Here is a 17,274-nt window from a genome sequence, read left to right on the forward strand (position 1 = left end):
CCTTTTTTACTCCTAAACTAACCGAGCCCTGAGCCGTATAGTATAATCATGACGGGAGGGAAAGATATGCTAAAGGCGTTCACAGCTCTCGCCCTGTTGATAAGCGTGGGCGTAGCTTTCTCCTTCAGAGTAACCCAGGGTATAGACGAAGCCCAGAGGGCGATCATAAAGGCGTACAACGTGGGAGCCAAAGACAAGGCACCCTACCTGTACTCAAAGACTAAAGGCTACAAAGAGATAGCTGCCATACTTGCGTCCGAGGCAGACGACGTGGGCTCAAAGATATTTGCCATAAGGACGATGAATTACGCCTCAAAGGCTATAAGCGCCGCCTTCACCAAGAAGGAGGAGATAACTCCCATAGAGCAGCTACCTAAGCCCACCGAGGAGAAGAAGGACGCCTTCCAGCTCGTTGATATAAACGACATAAAGACTAGGCTGGAGTTTCTCAGGGAGAACAAGGCTAAGGACTGCTCCCCGAGGGAGCTTGGAAGGGCTGAAGCCTTTTACGACGCCCTCGTTTACGAGCTGAAGAAGGAAGAACCCAACTCAGCCCTTATACTCAAGTTCTACAACGAGGTCAGCACGGAGAGCAAGATAGCGGAAAGCAAGCTTAAGGTTGCGATGGAAAACGAGCTTGAGTGCTACACGGGTGTGAGAAAGGTCGTAGTTCCTCCTCCGCCTCCAAAGGAAGAGGAAAAGCCCGAAGAGGAGACCGTAGCAAAAGAGGAGCCCAAGCCCGAGAAGAAAGAGCCGCAGTTGATTGAGGAGCCTTTGAAGATAACGGCGAGGATACACTTTGACTTTGATAAGTACAGCATAAGGAGAGAGTACGTGCCCATACTGAACGAGGTAGTAAAGACTCTCAAAGAGAACGAGTTCGTAAAGGTCAGGATAGAGGGCTTCACCGACATAATCGGTCCTAAGGAGTACAACGAGAAGCTCGCAATGAAGAGGGCAGAGGCTGTAAAGAGATACCTGGTGGAGAAAGGCATACCTGAAGATAAGATAGACATCGTCGGGTTCGGTAAGGAAAGATTTATAGCGAGCAACGAAGACAAGATAGGCAGACTCACCAACAGAAGGGTTGAGTTCATAGTCATAAAGCTTCAAGAGGAGTGATAATGCCCGACATACTCATGGGCGTCAGCAGAGCCGGGCTCAAAGAGTCCGGCAACCCCGACATACTCGTGATAGCCCTCCCTTACCCATGCACAGCCTCCTTCCTCTTCACGGACAACTACTTTAAAGCGGGTTCCGTCATATACTCGGAGAGGGTGGCTAAGGGAACTGACAAGGTGAGCGCTCTGGTTATAAACAGCGGGAACGCCAACTGCGGAACAGGGGAGGAGGGAGTGATCCACGCTGAGCTCATGGCACGTCAGGCAGCCCACAGTCTGAACGTTAGGCAGGAGGAGGTTCTCGTCTTTTCAACGGGGATAATAGGCAGACCCCTGCCAATAGATGATGTGCTCGGTGCGATAGAGAACGCCTGCTCCATACTGGAACCCCTTGACCTTGAGAGGGCTTCAGAGGTGATCTCCACCACCGACAGCTTCCCTAAGTTTGACTTCGTGAAAAAGGGAGAGCTTGAAACCTTCGGTTTTGCCAAAGGGGCGGGCATGATAGCGCCTTCTATGGCAACTATGCTCTCCTTTGTGTTCACCAAAGGTGACCTTGACTACGAGACCCTGAGACAGCTCCACAGGAGAGTCAACGAGAGAACCTTCAACTCCATAACCGTTGACGGTTGTGAGAGCACCAACGACAGCTTCGGGCTCATATCTCTCGGGGAGGTTCAGGCTGAACTTGAGGAGATAGAAGCCCAGGTTCTTGAAACCTCCGAGAGCTTCGCCAAGAAGATAGTTGAGGACGGAGAGGGTGCCACGAGGGTAATAAAGGTCACCGTCAAGAGGGCTACCCTTGAGATGAAGGCCAAGGAGATAGCTAAGACGGTAGCGAACTCCCTGCTGGTGAAGACGGCGGTTTACGGTAGAGACCCCAACTGGGGCAGGATAGCTGCCGCGGCGGGCAGCACAGAGTTCCCCATAGACCCCTTCTCCATGAGGATATACGTTGGAAAGCACCTCCTCTACGACGGAAGACCCCACCCAAAGGCGGAGAAGCTCGCAAAGAGATACCTGGAGGAGGAAAAGGAGATAGAGATAGTCATAGACCTGAAGGAGGGTAAAAACTCTTGGACATACTACTCCTCCGACATAGGTTATGAGTACGTGAGGATAAACGCGGAATATCACACGTGAGGTGGACTATGAGGGCTCTTCTTGAGGCACTTCCCTTCTTCATCTTCGTGGCAATATTCCTCGCGATAGCTATGGGAGGGAACTTACTCAAGTACATAGGAGGTTTTGCCATGGTGTTTTCACCAATCGTGATACTCGTGGTTCTCGGAATTATATTCCTACTCGCTGCCATAAAGATAATTCCCGAATACGAGAGGGCTGTGGTGTTCCGTCTCGGAAGGGTGATCGGGGCTAAAGGTCCAGGGCTAATAATCATAATTCCCATAATTGACCGTATAGTTAAAGTCTCCCTGAGAACCGTTACCCTTGACGTTCCCACACAGGACATAATCACCAAGGACAACGTATCTGTCCAGGTTGATGCGGTCGTTTACTTCAGGGTTGTTGACCCCGTGAACGCAATAGTTGAGGTTGAGGACTACCTATACGCCACCTCCCAGATAGCCCAGACCACGCTGAGAAGCGTTTGCGGTGAGGCTGAGCTTGACGAACTCCTCTCCAAGAGGGAAAAGATAAACATTAAGCTCCAGGAGATAATTGACAGGCAGACAGACCCCTGGGGTGTTAAGGTCGTGGCCGTTGAGCTGAAGAAGATAGACCTGCCCGATGACCTGCGAAAGGCTATAGCCAGACAGGCAGAAGCAGAGAGGGAAAGGAGGGCAAAGATAATCTCCGCAGAGGCTGAGTATCAGGCAGCCCAGAAGCTCCTTGACGCAGCCAAGATACTCGCTACAGAACCCATAGCCATACAGCTCAGATACCTTGAAACCCTGCACACGATAGGTCTTCAGAACGCAAAGATGGTCATATTCCCCTTCCCCTTTGAGTTCGTTGAGTTCCTAAGCAAGAAGAAACGAGAGGGGCAGAGTTAAACGCCCCAGGCTATCAGGAGTTAGGCGCTGAGCAGTATACTTCGTAGTTCCTCGGACTGCTCTTCTTCTCCAACCGTTCCCCTTTCGTGAACCTGCTTGTCCACCCTCTTGGGCTCAAGGGTGTTAATGATGTACTCCATAGCCCTGTACGCCTTAGTAGGGTCTCCACAGGTGTATACGTCCACGGTGGCAAGTCCGTGCTCGGGCCAGGTGTGGATTGAGATGTGGGATTCGGCTAAGAGAACTACTCCCGTAGCTCCATGGGGTTGAAACTGGTAGTAGTGAGAGGATATCTTGGTGAGGTCGGCGACCTTGACGGCGGTCTCCAGAAGGTTCCTTATGTCTTCCACGCGGTCAATACGCTCCGCATCAACGCCGTGAAGGTCCGCTAAGATATGCAGTCCGAGGGTCTTTGCCATTTCCTATCCTCCCTTGAAAAGTCTTTGAAGAGCCTGAAATACATAAAGAAGCTCATGACGAGCACCTCCTTAAAAGCAAATATACAGTATAATCATTTTTCGTGAAAAAGACAAGAAGGGTTCAAAACCTCAGACCCACCTCCTCAATGGTCAGGAACGCCCTCTTCAACATACTGGGAGACATAGAGGGGCTTCTGTTCTTAGACCTCTTCGCTGGAACGGGACAGGTGGGTCTTGAAGCTGAGAGGAGGGGAGCCCAGGTCATCTACGTTGAAAAGAACCCAAGGCGCGCTGCCGACATAAAGAAGAAGGCTAAGGGAAGGGTGATAAGGGGCGACTCCCTAAAGGTCCTTGAACAGCTGAAGGTGCAACCGGAGGTTATATTCGCAGACCCACCTTACAACTTTGAGCTCTACAAACCCTTAATAGAAAAAGCTCTTGCAGTCCTCGCACCGGGAGGTCTATTCATACTTGAACACGACAAGAGAAAGAAGTTCTCCGCTGATGAAACAAGGCTTTACGGAGATACCGCTCTGTCCTTCTGGAGGAAGTGATGAAGAGGGCTGTCTACCCAGGAACTTTTGATCCGCCCCACTTAGGTCATCTGGACATAGTGGAGAGAAGCCTGAAGCTCTTTGACAGGGTCGTTGTAGCCGTGGCGGAGAATCCGAGGAAGAACCTGCTTTTTCCCCTTGAGGACAGGCTTGAGATGTTCAGAGAGATGACGCGCAATGTGTCCGATAGGGTTGAGGTTAAAGGTTTTGACTCGTTGCTGGTGGACTTTATGAAGAGGGAGGACATAGACATAATAGTTAGAGGTGTAAGGCTCTTTACGGACTTTGAATACGAGCTCCAGATAGCCCTCACGAACTTCCGCCTCGCTGAGGTGGAAACGGTGTTCATGATGCCTTCCCAAGACTACATACACATAAGCTCCACGATAGTGAGGGACGTAGCCTCCTACTGCGGTGAGCTGAAGGGTCTCGTTCATCCCTTCGTTGAAAAGAAGCTGAGAGAGAAATTCGGATGCGAGCGCTCCTGATAGTTCTGCTTATCGCAACCTTAACTGCCTTCTCCCAGGAACTCTGCATAAAGGAGGTTGAGAACGACACAAACGAGCCTTATCTGAGTTACGCCCTCCTCAGGACAATTGAGAAGGCTATCCTTGAGAGCGGGTGGAAGCTCGGCTGCAAGAAGGGTTCCACTGAAGTCTACGTGCGCATAACGAGCTTTAAGGAGACCCCCATAGCCTACACGCCTGCCCAGAGGGTTAGCTCCTACAACCTGAGCGTGTCCTTCAGCGTCAGGGTGGGTGAACGTAGCTTCTCCCTGGCTGGAACCGTACCCTACTCTCTCCCGAGCGGTGGTCTGGGCGACATACCGAGGAGGAGGGCTATAGACGACCTCCTTGATAAAATATACTGGAACCTGCTCCAAAACTTCAGGAGGTAAGAAGTATGCTTATAAAGGTTGAAAGTTCCAAAGGCGTAAAGGAAGTTAAGGAGAAGCTGGAGGAAACTGCAAAGTCCAAAGGGTTCGGCGTAATGAGCACCCACGAGGTCACCGATATACTGGAGAGCAAGGGTCACCCGATAAGCTACAGATGTGTGATCGTGGAGATATGTCAGCCGAAGGCTGCCAGCGAAGTTCTTTCCAGAAACCCCTACATATCAACGGCTATGCCCTGCAGGGTAGCCATATTTGAGGAAAACGGAAAGACCGTCCTAAGCACTATAGCCCCGACCCAGATGATAGAGATGTACAACGAGCCAGAACTAAAGGGCGTTGCAGAGGAGATAGAGAGGCTCGTGAAGGAGATAATGGAAGAGTCCGCTAAATGAGTGACGTAGGCTATATGTCCTTAGCCCTTTCCCTCGCTAAAAGGAGGAAGGGACTCACCCACCCCAACCCCACGGTGGGCTGTGTCGTGGTCAACGAGGGGGAGATAGTCGGTCTCGGCTATCACGAGGGGGCAGGGCACCCCCACGCGGAGGTGGTTGCCTTAGAGCAGGCGGGCGAAAAGGCTAAGGGATCCACCCTATACGTGACCCTTGAGCCCTGTACCCACTTCGGGAGGACTCCTCCCTGCACCGACGCCCTCATAAGGGCTGGCATAAGGAAGGCTGTGGTTGCGGTTAAAGACCCGAACCCCGTGGTCGGAGGCAAAGGGATAGAGAGGCTGAGAGAGGCTGGCTTGGATGTGGAGGTGGGCGTCCTGGAAGAAGAGGCGAGGGAGCTCAACGAAGACTTCTTCACCTTCATCACAATGAAGAGACCTTATGTAACCCTAAAACTCGCCCAGACCCTTGACGGAAAGGTGGCGACCCCTTCAGGTGATAGCAAGTGGATAAGCTCTCCCGAGAGCAGGAGGTTCGCACACCGCCTCAGGTCGGAAGCCACCGCGGTTCTCGTGGGTCTGAACACATTCCTGAGGGACAACCCTTCCCTGACGATCAGGCACATCCCCTTTGGGAGGCAACCCCTGAGGATAGTGATAGACCCAGAGCTTGAGATACCCATGGACTCAAACCTGGTGTCGGACGGCATGGCTCAAACACTTGTGGTTTTCTCTCGGAGAGACCCGGCAAAGGAGAGCGAGCTCCTCGGAGCTGGAGTCCAGCTTCTTTACATGGAGAAGATAGAGCTCGGAGAGCTTCTCAAAGAGCTCGCCTCAAGAGATGTTCTACACCTTCTCGTTGAGGGAGGTGCCTACACAGTCAGCCAGTTCTTAAAGGAGGGTCTGTGGGACAGACTCGTCGTTTTTCAGGCACCCAGAGTGATGGGAGACGGTATATCATTGTCGGGGCTTGGGGTGGACAGGGTGAACGACTGCCTCAAGCTCAAAATCAGGAGAGAGCACGCCCTCGGAGAGGACAGGGTCTTTGAGTATGTCCCCGTCATGGAAAGTCCAGGTCTGAGATGGTAAAACATTACCATGAAATGGATAGAGCTCAACAGGTCAAAGGTAAAGATATTCGGTAAACCGGCAAAGGTTCTCATGAAGGGCATGACCGCCCCCGAGGAGCACACCCACTTCCTCCACAGCCTATTAACAAACAACGTGAAGGCGCTCAGCCCCGGAACCTTCAACTACAACCTCTGGCTAAGGCAGAACGGACAACCCGTCGCGGACTTCTTTGTCTACAAAGTCCAGGACTACTACCTGCTGGACACGGATAAGCCTGCTGAGGAGGTGATAGAGGAGTTCAACCGCCTGAAGCTGTCCCTTAAGGTTTACTTTGAAGACCTGACCCAACAACTCCGGCACATATTCCTCTTCGGAGAAGGTAGCGACGAGTTTATAAAGGACGCCTTCGGCGTGGAATTCGGAGACTTTGAGGTCAAAGAGATAAACGGACTCCTCGTGGCGAAGAATCCGGTAAGGCTCAGGCAGAAAGGCTACGATGTGATGGGAGACCTGTCCAACTTCATGGGTGAACTACCGGAGGGAGATCGCATTGGGGAAGTTGAGTTTGAAGACCTGCGGATAGAGAGGTGCGTCCCGAGGATAGGCAAGGAGCTTAAAGAGGGTTTTTCACCCCTTGAGGCGGGTGTTCTTAGCTACGCCATAGACATGAACAAGGGATGTTACGTAGGGCAGGAGGCGATAGCCCGCGTTTACTTCCGGGGAAGAACACCCCGTATGCTCGTAAAGGTACATAAAGTTGAGGGGAGCATACAGGAAGGAGATAAACTCCTTGAGGGTCAGAAGGCTGTGGGTGTCATAACCTCCGTTAACTCCACGGGAGAGCTTGCCCTCGGTTACGTGCTGAGGAACATATACAGACCCGGCATGGAGGTAAGCACGGCAGGTGGGAAGATCAGGCTCGGAGATAGCTGTGAACAGGTGGGAAGAGACTAAAGCTCTGATTGAGGAGTTGCTCAAGGAAAGATGTCCTGAGTTAGAAAGGGAAGAGGAAAATGACAGAGTCCTCTTCTTCTGCAGAGGAGAGCTATATGGGAGTATGGCTAAGTTAGGAGAGGACAGGTTTGCCGCCACCGTTTACTCAGAGAAGATGAGCGACCCCTTACACAGAGAGTTTATAAGGAGGGCTAAGGAGTTCCTAAAGGGGGACGTTCTGGAAGCGGACACAAAGCTCTCAAGCGGGGTGGAACAGAACTTTTACTACACCTACCTTCATGTAAAATTATAGGCAAAGGAGGGAAGGAAATGGGAAGAAACGTTGAGTTTGAAGCCAACGGAACCAAGGTTAGCGGATACCTGGCTGAACCTTCCGGCAGAGGTCCGGCGGTCATAATCATACACGAATGGTGGGGGCTTGACTCACCCCTATCAAACATAAAGGAGCTCACCGACAAGCTCGCCCAGGAGGGCTTCGTAGCCTTCGCACCAGACCTGTACAGGGGCAAGACAGCGGACAACCCAGACGACGCGGGTGCCCTGATGACGGAGATGTTCCAGAACAGGATGGACGACGTGGACGCCATGTTCAAGGCGAGCGTTGAGTACCTGAAAAACCTTGACATAACAGACCCGGTCAAGGTGGGAGTTACGGGCTTCTGCTGTGGCGGGACTCTGTCCATGTATTTCGCCAGCAAGTTCTCCGACCTGATAGACGCGAGCGTTCCCTTTTACGGACTTCCTCAGCTTGCACCCATAGACCCTCACACAATCAAGGTTCCCATATTCTTCATCATGGCTGAAAAGGACGAGTTCGTGAACAACGACAGCGTCATAGACATCTTTAAGGACGTGTGGAGGAACGGCGTGGAGGCTCAGGCTAAGGTCTATGCGGGTGTCAACCACGCTTTCCTGAACGACAAAAGACCCGACGTTTACGACGAGGATACCGCTCAGGACGCTTGGGAGTTAGCGGTTAAGTTCTTCAAAAGACATCTGGGCTGAGTCTCTGATAAAATACTTTCCCTCTGGAGGTAAGGAATGGCAGCCTGTGAAATATGCGGAAAGAGGGTAATGCACGGAAGGAGAGTCACCTTCTCCGCAGAGAGGAATCCCAGACTCTTTAAACCCAACGTTCAGAAGGTTAGAGTGAGACTCCCTGACGGGAGTGTTAAGAGAATGTACGTATGTACCAAGTGCCTCAAGGCGGGAAAGGTGGTCAAGGCAGCTCGCGTTCCAAAAGAGTAAATGTCCCTGAGGGTTTTAAGATTTCTAACGGCGGGGGAGTCCCACGGGAAGGGGCTCACCGCTATCCTTGAAGGCATACCTGCCAACCTTGAAATATCCGAAGGGTACATAAACAGAGAACTCCGCAGGCGTCAGGGCGGTTACGGACGCGGAGGGAGGATGAAGATAGAGAAGGACAGAGTCCAGATAACCTCCGGTGTCCGCTTCGGAAAGACCCTCGGGTCTCCCATAACCCTCTGGATAGAGAACAAGGATTGGGAAAACTGGAAGGAGAAGATGGCAGTGGAGGGTCAGCCATCAGAGGCGGTGGTGCCCTTCACCAGACCCCGTCCCGGACATGCGGATCTCGTGGGCGGTATCAAGTACAACCAAAGAGATCTGAGAAACATACTTGAGAGGGCTTCCGCAAGGGAGACGGCAGCACGGGTGGCGGTTGGAGCTGTCTGCAAGAGGTTCTTAGAGGAGTTCGGGATAAGGATAGGGAGTTACGTGATAAACATAGGTGAGTGCTCCTTTCCCATAGAGGAGGAAGACCTCTTAAAGAGGCATGAGCTTGCGGAGAAGTCGGAGCTCAGGTTTCCAGACCCTACCAGAGATGAGGAGTTCAAAAAGTACATAGATAGCGTCAGGGAGAAGGGAGAGAGTGCGGGCGGAATGTTTGAGGTCTTTGCGGTTGGGGTGCCTCCGGGACTCGGTAGCCATATCCAGTGGGACAGGAGGATAGACGGAAGGATAGCCCAAGCGATGATGAGCATTCAGGCGATGAAGGCGGTGGAGATCGGGCTGGGCGTGGAGTCTGCGGTCAGGCTCGGATCTCAAGTCCACGACGAGATAGGCTACAGCCCTGAAAAGGGATACTTCAGACACTCCAACAACCTCGGCGGAACGGAGGGTGGGATCACCAACGGGATGCCCTTGCTGGTGAGGGTCACCATGAAGCCCATACCAACCCTGAAGAACCCTCTCAGGAGTGTGGACATAGACACCAAAGAGGAGCTGTCCGCCGGGAAGGAGAGGACGGACGTGGTAGCGGTTCCAGCGGCGTCGGTGGTAGGAGAAGCTATGCTCGCAATAGTCCTTGCAGACGCCCTTTTGGAAAAGCTGGGCGGGGACTTCATGGAGGAGTTGAAGGCACGCTTTAAGCTCTACATGGAACACGTAAAAGGCTTCTGATATCCTATTCCCAGCATGAACTGGTTGTTGAAGCTCACTGAAGAGGTGGGCAAGGCTTCACTTCTCGCCCTGCAGGCGGTTTACTTCCTCTTCAAGAAACCCCCAAAGGTGAGACACTTCATAGACCAGTTCACCTACATAGCCGCCGAGACCTCCTTAGTTGTTCTCGTCACCTCAACCTTCACGGGAGGAGTCATAGCCCTCCAGACCTACTCAACCTTCCACAGGTTCAACGCAGAATACCTGATAGGTGCGGTGGTAGCCCTCTCCATGGGCAGAGAGCTCGGTCCAGTCCTGACCTCCCTGATGGTGGTCGCAAGGGTAGGCTCCGCAATGACCGCCAACATAGGAACGATGAGGATAACCCAGCAGATAGACGCCCTTGAAGTTATGGCTGTCAACCCCGTGAGGTATCTGGTTACACCGAGGATATTCGCCACCACCGTGGGCGTTCCCCTCCTAACTATAGTTTCAAACGTAGCGGGCATGTTCGGTGGATGGCTCGTTGCCACCAAGCTGTTCAAGGTGAACGAGTACCTTTACTGGCAGAAGATGATAGATCTTACGGAGTTCTACGACATAGTCGGAGGGCTTTATAAGGCGTTCGTGTTCGGCTTCATAATAGCTGCGGTGAGCTGCTACTTCGGCTTTTACACGAGGGGAGGCACCGAAGGGGTGGGCAGGTCTACGACCAACTCCGTCGTGACAGCCTCAATGCTCATACTCATAACCGACTACTTCCTGACGGCGATAATATTCTGATAGCTGAGTTCTGCTAAATTTTTATCATGGACAGAAGGAACAGCGTAAGGGTTCTCGGTATAAGCTTAGCCCTGATATTTTCCTTCGCCTTTGTGGAACTCGTAGGCGGTATCCTCACAAACAGCCTTGCGCTCCTGTCCGATGCTGGACACATGCTCACAGACAGCGTCTCCCTTTTGATAGCCCTCGTTGCCCAGCTCCTGGTTCAAAAAGCCAAGGGAAAGAGAATGACCTACGGACTTTATAGGCTGGAGGTACTCGCTGCGCTCGTGAACGGCGTCTTTCTTATAACTCTGATAGGCTACATAGCCTACGAAGCCTTCCACAGGTTCCTGAATCCGGAGCCCGTCCTCGGTCCCCAGATGCTCCTCATAGCTGGTATAGGTCTTCTTATAAACCTCGTGGCAGGCTACCTCCTCTTCAAGAGCGCCGAAGAGAACATAAACGTAAAGGCAGCCTTCCTGCACGTTGTCACGGACACCTTAGGCTCCGTAGCCGCAATAGTGGCTGGTGTGGCTGTAACCTTCTGGCAGTTTTACCTCGCGGATCCCATACTGAGTGTGGCTATTGCCCTGCTCATCCTCCCGGGAGCCTACTCAGTCATAAGAAACTCCCTTGACGTCCTCCTTGAGCTCGTGCCCTCGGCGATAGACCCAGAAAAGATAGAGGAGGACATAAGGAAGGTGCCGGGCGTAATGGACGTCCACGACCTACACGTCTGGTCTATAACTGCAGGAAACGTAGTACTTACAGCCCACGTGGTTGTTAGCGATGTAGAAGCATGTAACGACATACTTAAAACCATAGAGGAGGTTGTCCGGGAGCACGGGATAAACCACTCCACCATACAGATAGAGAGGGAAGGCTACTCATGTCCACCCTCGTGCCCACTGCTGAAGCATACGGGAAGCCTCGGACACCACCATCACCACCACTGATATAATATCCTTACGTGGTAGAGATAAAGGGTATAACGCTTCCTGTCATAGCGGTAAAGGTAAAGAAGTGCGAGGACATAGAGTCCCTTAAGGAGGAGATAAGGGCTAAGGTAAAGGGAAAGCTCTTTCAGGGAAGCTACTTCATACTAGAAAACACCGAAGAGCTACCCGAAGACTGGGTTCCAGAGATAGAGAACTTCTTGAAGGAGCTGAGCCTTGAGAGTATAAACCGCATAAGCGAGCGGAGAAAGGAAGACACCAAGGGGGACAGACTACTCGTTGTGGACAGGTCTCTAAGGTCAGGGCAGAAGGTAGAGCACAACGGGGACGTCCTCGTCTTAGGTGACGTCAACAAAGATGCCGAAGTTTTAGCCGTAGGTAATATTATTATTATGGGAGCTCTGAGGGGTATAGCCATAGCCGGAGCCCTCGGTGATGAAGGCGCCGTCGTCGTAGCGCTAAAGATGGAACCCCAGCAGATAAGGATAGGTAAGAAGATAGCTATATCGGACGACTCAGAAAGGGTATCTCCCGGCTACCCTGAGGTAGCCCGTGTTGAAGATGGTATGATAGTTTTAGAAAAGGTATAAGGGGTTATAGATATGACAGAGGTTATCGTTGTCACCTCGGGCAAGGGAGGTGTGGGCAAGACCACCCTCACGGCAAATCTGGGGGTAGCCCTCGCTAAGCTTGGCAAGAAGGTTCTTCTCATAGATGCGGACATAGGGCTTAGAAACCTTGACATGATACTCGGTCTTGAGAACAGGATAGTCTACGACATACTTGACGTCCTTGAGGAGAGGGTGCCCGCCGAGAAGGCTTTCGTTAAAGACAAGAGAGGACTGAACCTCTTTCTCCTGCCCGCCAACCAGACCAAGAACAAGGACGCCGTGAATACGGAAAAGTGGCTGGAACTCGTTGAAAACATAAAGTCCAAGGGGGAGTTTGATTACATAATCATAGACTCTCCGGCGGGTATAGAACAGGGCTTTAAGATAGCCGTCAGTCCTTCGGACAGAGCCTATATAGTTGTCAACCCAGAGGTGTCCTCCGTAAGGGATGCAGACAGGGTCATAGGACTCCTTGAGAGCATGAACAAAGAGGATTACTGGGTGATAGTCAACAGAATCAAGTGGAAGATGGTCAAGAGGGGAGAGATGCTCTCCGTTGAGGATATAGCGGACATTCTCAAGGCTCCCCTTATAGGTGTTATTCCTGAGGAAGAGAAGCTCGTTGACTTCACAAACAGGGGAGAGCCCATAGTCCTGCACCAGAAGTACAACGCTGCAAAGGCTATAATGGATGTAGCCAAAAGGACGCTGGGAGAGGAGGTTCCCTTTGAGAGGTACGGGGAGAAAGAGGGCTTCCTGAGTAAACTGTTCGGAGGTTAAGATTTGTTGAACTTAGGGTCTTTATTCAGGAAAAAGAGTAAAGACGTTGCCAAGCAGAGGCTTATGCTCGTTCTCAGCTATGAGAGGCAGGGGCTACCTCCGAGCATGGTTGATAAGCTGAAGGAGGACTTGATCTCACTCTTTTCCAAATACCCTCAGTTTGATGCCGCCGGCATAGATGTCTCCCTTAAAAAGAACGAAGACGAAAGGGAAGAGCTCTGGATAAGCATACCCTTCAAGGGGAGTTAAGCGGTCTCCACGAGCCTGAGTCTCTCCTCAAGCTCCTTAGCCCTCAACGCATCTATAAATTCGTCCAGCTTGCCTTCAAGGACGTCGTTGAGCTTGTACAGGGTTAAATTAACCCTGTGGTCTGTTACCCTGTTCTGAGGGAAGTTGTAGGTTCTTATCTTCTCACTCCTCTCTCCCGTTCCCACCTGCTCCTTTCTCTCCCGGGCTATCTCCTCCCTCTTTTTACGCTCATAAAAGTCCTTGAGCTTAGCGTAAAGTATCTTCAGAGCCTTCTGTTTGTTCTGGAACTGAGACCTCTCGTCCTGACAGGAGACAACTATGCCCGTGGGTGTATGTGTTATCCTAACAGCCGTTTCCGTAGTGTTTACGTACTGTCCTCCCGCACCCGACGCCCTGAAGGTCTCTATCTTAAGGTCTTGGGGATTGATCTCCACGTCCGCCTCGTCCGCCTCCGGTAGAACCGCCACGGTTGCAGTTGATGTGTGTATCCTCCCCCCGCTCTCCGTGACCGGTATCCTCTGAACCCTATGGACTCCGCTCTCGTACTTCAGCCTTGAGTAGGCGCCCTCTCCCTCTATGAGGGCTATAACCTCCTTATATCCCCCGAGTCCCGTCTTGTTGGCATTTAGTATGGAAAATTTCCAGCCTTTGTCTTCAGCGTACTTCTGATACATCCTGAGCAGGTCTGCAACGAACAGGGCTGCCTCCTCGCCTCCGGTGCCAGCCCTTATCTCAAGTATTACGTTCTTGGAGTCGTTCGGGTCCTTAGGAACGAGGAGGAGCTTTAACTTTTCCTCAAGCTCGGGTATCCTGCTCTGTATATCTTCAATCTCTTCCTGAGCGAGCTCCTTGAGCTCCTTCTCCGGGCTCTTGAGAAGCTCCTTAGCCTCATTGAGCTCCCTTTGAAGACGCTTGTACTCCTGGTAGGTCTCGTAGAGCTCTGCAAGTTCCTTGTGTTCCCTGCTGAGCTCCCTGTAGCGTTTTACGTCCTGTATTACTTCTGGCTTTGAGAGCTCTTCTTCAATCCTCTTATACTTCTCGGTGAGTTTCTCTAACTTGTCTATCAGCTCCTTCTTGAGCATCAACCTTCCTTCTTTTCACCGGGGGAGGCAAGCTCAAGGAACATGGGCTTCAACCTCAGTTTCCCGGTGTAGAAGGGGTGGCACTGGTTGCACACCTCAACGTGAACAGTCCCACCTTTAGTTGACATCAGCGTGAAGGAGTTTCCGCAACCACAAACGAAGTTCGTTGGCTGAAGCTCCGGATGTATGCCCTTCTTCATCTCAAACCTCCGTTCCAGAAGCAAAATATTATACTACGCATTCATCGCCTTCAGAAACTCTCTGTTGGTCTTAAACCTCTTCAGCTTATCAAGGAGGAACTCCATAGCCTCAACCGGATCCATAGTGGCGAGGAACTTCCTGAGCACCCACATTCTTTGGAGCTCCCAGTCCTCAACGAGGAGCTCTTCCTTCCTCGTTCCCGACCTCTCCACATTTATGGCGGGGAAGACCCTTCTCTCCATAAGTCTCCTGTCAAGGTGTATCTCCATGTTTCCAGTTCCCTTAAACTCCTCGTATATGACATCGTCCATCCTTGAGCCCGTCTCTATCAGGGCTGTAGCTATTATGGTGAGGGATCCGCCCTCCTCTATGTTCCTCGCGGCACCAAAGAACTTCTTTGGTCTCTGAAGGGCTGTAGCCTCTATACCTCCCGACAGAACCCTTCCCGTCGGAGGAGTCACCGCGTTAGACGCCCTCGCAAACCTCGTCATAGAGTCCAAGAGTATTACCACATCATTTTTGAGCTCCACCAACCTCTTAGCCTTCTCTATCACGAGCTCAGCCACCTGCATGTGCCTCTCCGGAGGCTCATCAAAGGTTGAAGCTACCACCTCAGCCCCGTCCCCGACTATCCTCCTCATCTCGGTGACCTCTTCTGGTCTTTCGTCTATGAGAAGTATTATCAGGTGGACTTCCGGGTGGTTCTCTATGAGAGCCCTGGATATCTTCTGGAGCAGAACCGTCTTACCAGCCTTGGGTGGTGCAACGAGCATACCCCTCTGCCCCTTACCTATGGGCGATACGAGGCTTATGACCCTTGTGGAAAGCTCCTTGGGGTCAAACTCAAGGTTGAACCTCTCGGTGGGGTGATAGGGCGTCAGCCTGTCAAAGGTCGGTCTTGACCTAAGAACCTCCGGCTCCGCACTCAAGCCGTTCACCGCCTCCATCTTTATGAGGGCTTTGTACTTCTCCCCTTCCTTGGGGAGTCTCGCAAAACCGACTATGGTGTCCCCCGTCCTCAGACCGAACTTCTTTATCTGAGAGGGTGCAACGTAAACGTCTTCCCAGCTCGGCATGTAGTTGTTCTGGGCACTCCTCATGAAGCCGTACCCTTCAGGGAGCACCTCAAGCACGCCTTTGACGAACACAAGACCCCCATCTTTAGCCTGCGCTCCCAGTATCCTCTCTATGAGCTCCTCCTTCTTGAGCCCTGTCGTCCTCGGTAGTCCGAGCTCCTTACCAAGCTTCTGCAAGTCCTGTAGGGTCATCTTCTTGAGCTCTTCAAGTGTGTAGATCTTTTGAAGCTCCTGCATACTATCCTCCTGATTATTTTCCTATGCAAAACCTTGAGAATATGCTTCCGAGAACCTCCTCGGTGGTTATGTGTCCAACTATCTCTCCAAGAAAATCGGAAGCTTCCCTGACGTCAAGCATGGCTATCTCCGGACTTATGTCCTCCTTTGCATATCTATCTCTGAACTTAGAAAGTGTTTCACGAGCCTTCTTGAGAAGTTCTTCATGTCTAACCGAAACATATATGTTTAATCCTTCGTGAGCTACCGCTCCCGCCTTCTTGAGAATTTCCTCTTCAAGGTCTTTTAGTCCGTAGCCCTTGAGGGCACTAACCTTTATTATAGAATGTCCCTGGAATTTTTCAAGAGGGACGACTTCTCCTCTGTCTATCTTGTTAAAGACCACCACGATATCCTTGTCCCCCAGCTTTTCGTATATAAGCGAGTCCTCCTCCCTGAGCTCTTCAGAGGCGTCCACAACGAAGAGAACCACATCCGCCTCCTCTATCTTCTCCATACTCCTCTCAACCCCGATCCTCTCAACGGGGTCTTCCGATTCCCTTATACCAGCGGTGTCTATAAGTCTGACCGGTATACCTCTGAGGTTAAGGCTCTCCTCTATGTAATCCCGTGTGGTTCCCTCTATGTCCGTAACTATAGCCCTGTCCTCCTTAAGGAGTGCGTTAAAGAGGGAGGACTTTCCCACGTTAGGTCTGCCCACTATTGCAAGCTTTATCCCCTCCCTGAGCAACTTTCCCGTTTTAGCTGTGCTTAGGAGCTGGTCTATCCCCTCCAGAACCCTGTCAACCATGCCGATCACCTGCTCCTTGGTTAGGGTAGGTATGTCCTCCTCGGAAAACTCTATGTCCGCTTCTATATAGGCTGAAAGCTCAAGGAGGCTTTCCCTTAAGGAGTTTACGTACCTGCTCAGCTCGCCCCTCAACTGCCTCAGGGAAGCCCTGCGGGCTAACTCCGTCTTGGCTGATATCAGCTCGGCAACAGCCTCCGCCTGGGCAAGGTCAAGTTTGCCGTTGAGGAAAGCCCTCCTCGTAAACTCACCAGGCTCTGCGAGCCTGCATCCGGCGCTGAGGAAGAGTTCAAGGACTCTCTTGAGTATCAGAGGGTTTCCGTGAAGGGAAAGTTCCACCATATCCTCACCTGTATAACTGTTAGGAGCCCTGTAATAGACCAGAATGCCCTCGTCTATGGGTTCTCCCCTTTCATCAACGAGAGTGCCGTAGTGGGCGTACCTGGGTTTGACCTCAGATTTAGTCCTGAAGTATCTGAGTACGGTGGGGAGCACATCCTTACCGGTAAGCCTGACTACCCCTATGGCGCTCTCTCCAAAGGGGGTTGCTATCGCAACTATGGGGTCTTTCATGGCGGATGCGTGGTCTAAAATATAATATAGCCTTTCTGAGGGCTAAGGGGGTATGGCGGAACTGGCAGACGCAGCGGACTTAAAATCCGCGGGCCGCACGGCCGTCCGGGTTCGACTCCCGGTACCCCCATGGGAAAAGA

The 17,274-nt window shown here is 51.9% G+C and carries 23 protein-coding genes and 1 tRNA gene; 19 read left to right on the forward strand and 5 right to left on the reverse strand.

Going from position 1 to position 17,274, the window contains the following annotated elements:
- Positions 1–66 precede the first annotated feature (66 nt).
- From HG1285_RS10045 to HG1285_RS10035, 3 genes are read left to right on the forward strand one after another with little or no spacing between them, the layout of a single operon-like run.
- Positions 67–1,122, forward strand: coding sequence for an OmpA family protein (locus HG1285_RS10045; RefSeq protein WP_008287322.1), 1,056 nt, complete (start codon positions 67–69; stop codon positions 1,120–1,122).
- 2 nt (positions 1,123–1,124) lie between these two features.
- Complete coding sequence (gene argJ, locus HG1285_RS10040; protein ID WP_008287323.1) at positions 1,125–2,264, forward strand: bifunctional glutamate N-acetyltransferase/amino-acid acetyltransferase ArgJ; 1,140 nt, start codon at positions 1,125–1,127, stop codon at positions 2,262–2,264.
- An 8-nt stretch (positions 2,265–2,272) separates the two neighbouring features.
- Positions 2,273–3,136, forward strand: a complete 864-nt coding sequence (locus tag HG1285_RS10035) for a slipin family protein (protein WP_008287324.1) — start codon at positions 2,273–2,275, stop codon at positions 3,134–3,136.
- Between the two features lie 20 nt (positions 3,137–3,156).
- Here HG1285_RS10035 and speD read toward each other — a convergent pair whose 3' ends face one another.
- Positions 3,157–3,555: an adenosylmethionine decarboxylase gene (gene speD, locus HG1285_RS10030; RefSeq protein WP_008287325.1), complete on the reverse strand. Its 399-nt coding sequence runs from the start codon at positions 3,553–3,555 to the stop codon at positions 3,157–3,159.
- A gap of 101 nt (positions 3,556–3,656) precedes the next feature.
- Between speD and HG1285_RS10025 the strand changes: the two genes are divergently transcribed.
- From HG1285_RS10025 to minE, 15 genes are read left to right on the forward strand one after another with little or no spacing between them, the layout of a single operon-like run.
- Positions 3,657–4,109, forward strand: a complete 453-nt coding sequence (locus HG1285_RS10025) for an RsmD family RNA methyltransferase (protein ID WP_008287326.1) — start codon at positions 3,657–3,659, stop codon at positions 4,107–4,109.
- Positions 4,109–4,597, forward strand: a complete 489-nt coding sequence (gene coaD, locus HG1285_RS10020) for a pantetheine-phosphate adenylyltransferase (RefSeq protein ID WP_008287327.1) — start codon at positions 4,109–4,111, stop codon at positions 4,595–4,597. The genes HG1285_RS10025 and coaD overlap by 1 nt, the downstream gene beginning before the upstream one ends.
- A complete protein-coding gene (locus HG1285_RS10015; RefSeq protein WP_008287328.1) occupies positions 4,582–5,007 on the forward strand; it encodes a hypothetical protein in 426 nt (141 codons plus the stop codon). Before coaD ends, HG1285_RS10015 begins: the two co-directional genes overlap by 16 nt.
- A gap of 5 nt (positions 5,008–5,012) precedes the next feature.
- Positions 5,013–5,396 carry a DUF302 domain-containing protein gene (locus HG1285_RS10010; RefSeq protein WP_008287329.1) on the forward strand — a complete coding sequence of 128 codons (384 nt, stop codon included), beginning with the start codon at positions 5,013–5,015 and terminating at the stop codon, positions 5,394–5,396.
- Positions 5,393–6,481 carry a bifunctional diaminohydroxyphosphoribosylaminopyrimidine deaminase/5-amino-6-(5-phosphoribosylamino)uracil reductase RibD gene (gene ribD, locus HG1285_RS10005; RefSeq protein WP_008287330.1) on the forward strand — a complete coding sequence of 363 codons (1,089 nt, stop codon included), beginning with the start codon at positions 5,393–5,395 and terminating at the stop codon, positions 6,479–6,481. The genes HG1285_RS10010 and ribD overlap by 4 nt, the downstream gene beginning before the upstream one ends.
- Before the next feature lie 9 nt (positions 6,482–6,490).
- Positions 6,491–7,417, forward strand: coding sequence for a folate-binding protein YgfZ (locus tag HG1285_RS10000; RefSeq protein WP_008287331.1), 927 nt, complete (start codon positions 6,491–6,493; stop codon positions 7,415–7,417).
- The gene (locus HG1285_RS09995; RefSeq protein ID WP_157560558.1) at positions 7,368–7,709 is read left to right on the forward strand and encodes a hypothetical protein; all 342 of its coding nucleotides are present in this window, start codon (positions 7,368–7,370) and stop codon (positions 7,707–7,709) included. Before HG1285_RS10000 ends, HG1285_RS09995 begins: the two co-directional genes overlap by 50 nt.
- 17 nt (positions 7,710–7,726) lie before the next feature.
- Positions 7,727–8,422: a dienelactone hydrolase family protein gene (locus tag HG1285_RS09990; RefSeq protein WP_008287333.1), complete on the forward strand. Its 696-nt coding sequence runs from the start codon at positions 7,727–7,729 to the stop codon at positions 8,420–8,422.
- 36 nt (positions 8,423–8,458) lie between these two features.
- A complete protein-coding gene (gene rpmB, locus HG1285_RS09985) occupies positions 8,459–8,665 on the forward strand; it encodes a 50S ribosomal protein L28 (RefSeq protein WP_008287334.1) in 207 nt (68 codons plus the stop codon).
- Complete coding sequence (gene aroC, locus HG1285_RS09980; RefSeq protein WP_008287335.1) at positions 8,666–9,838, forward strand: chorismate synthase; 1,173 nt, start codon at positions 8,666–8,668, stop codon at positions 9,836–9,838.
- A gap of 24 nt (positions 9,839–9,862) precedes the next feature.
- A complete protein-coding gene (locus HG1285_RS09975; protein ID WP_032496636.1) occupies positions 9,863–10,600 on the forward strand; it encodes an MlaE family lipid ABC transporter permease subunit in 738 nt (245 codons plus the stop codon).
- Positions 10,601–10,626: 26 nt separating this feature from the next.
- Positions 10,627–11,538, forward strand: a complete 912-nt coding sequence (locus HG1285_RS09970; protein ID WP_008287337.1) for a cation diffusion facilitator family transporter — start codon at positions 10,627–10,629, stop codon at positions 11,536–11,538.
- 14 nt (positions 11,539–11,552) lie between these two features.
- Positions 11,553–12,128 carry a septum site-determining protein MinC gene (gene minC / locus HG1285_RS09965; RefSeq protein WP_008287338.1) on the forward strand — a complete coding sequence of 192 codons (576 nt, stop codon included), beginning with the start codon at positions 11,553–11,555 and terminating at the stop codon, positions 12,126–12,128.
- Positions 12,129–12,140: 12 nt separating this feature from the next.
- A complete protein-coding gene (minD, locus tag HG1285_RS09960; RefSeq protein WP_008287339.1) occupies positions 12,141–12,929 on the forward strand; it encodes a septum site-determining protein MinD in 789 nt (262 codons plus the stop codon).
- Positions 12,930–12,932: 3 nt separating this feature from the next.
- Positions 12,933–13,178: a cell division topological specificity factor MinE gene (gene minE, locus HG1285_RS09955; RefSeq protein ID WP_343122629.1), complete on the forward strand. Its 246-nt coding sequence runs from the start codon at positions 12,933–12,935 to the stop codon at positions 13,176–13,178.
- Here the strand turns inward: minE and prfA are convergent.
- The 4 genes from prfA to mnmE are packed head-to-tail and all read right to left on the reverse strand — an operon-like array spanning position 13,175 to position 17,134.
- Positions 13,175–14,260 (reverse strand): peptide chain release factor 1, encoded by a 1,086-nt coding sequence (gene prfA, locus HG1285_RS09950; protein WP_008287341.1) that lies wholly within the window; start codon positions 14,258–14,260, stop codon positions 13,175–13,177. The genes minE and prfA overlap by 4 nt on opposite strands.
- Positions 14,260–14,460, reverse strand: coding sequence for a 50S ribosomal protein L31 (gene rpmE / locus HG1285_RS09945; protein ID WP_008287342.1), 201 nt, complete (start codon positions 14,458–14,460; stop codon positions 14,260–14,262). Before rpmE ends, prfA begins: the two co-directional genes overlap by 1 nt.
- 33 nt (positions 14,461–14,493) lie before the next feature.
- A complete protein-coding gene (gene rho, locus HG1285_RS09940) occupies positions 14,494–15,774 on the reverse strand; it encodes a transcription termination factor Rho (RefSeq protein ID WP_008287343.1) in 1,281 nt (426 codons plus the stop codon).
- A gap of 13 nt (positions 15,775–15,787) precedes the next feature.
- Positions 15,788–17,134 (reverse strand): tRNA uridine-5-carboxymethylaminomethyl(34) synthesis GTPase MnmE, encoded by a 1,347-nt coding sequence (gene mnmE / locus HG1285_RS09935; protein ID WP_008287344.1) that lies wholly within the window; start codon positions 17,132–17,134, stop codon positions 15,788–15,790.
- Between the two features lie 46 nt (positions 17,135–17,180).
- Here mnmE and HG1285_RS09930 point away from each other — a divergent pair.
- Positions 17,181–17,264, forward strand: a tRNA-Leu gene (locus tag HG1285_RS09930).
- Positions 17,265–17,274 lie beyond the last annotated feature (10 nt).

This window comes from Hydrogenivirga sp. 128-5-R1-1, assembly GCF_000171895.1.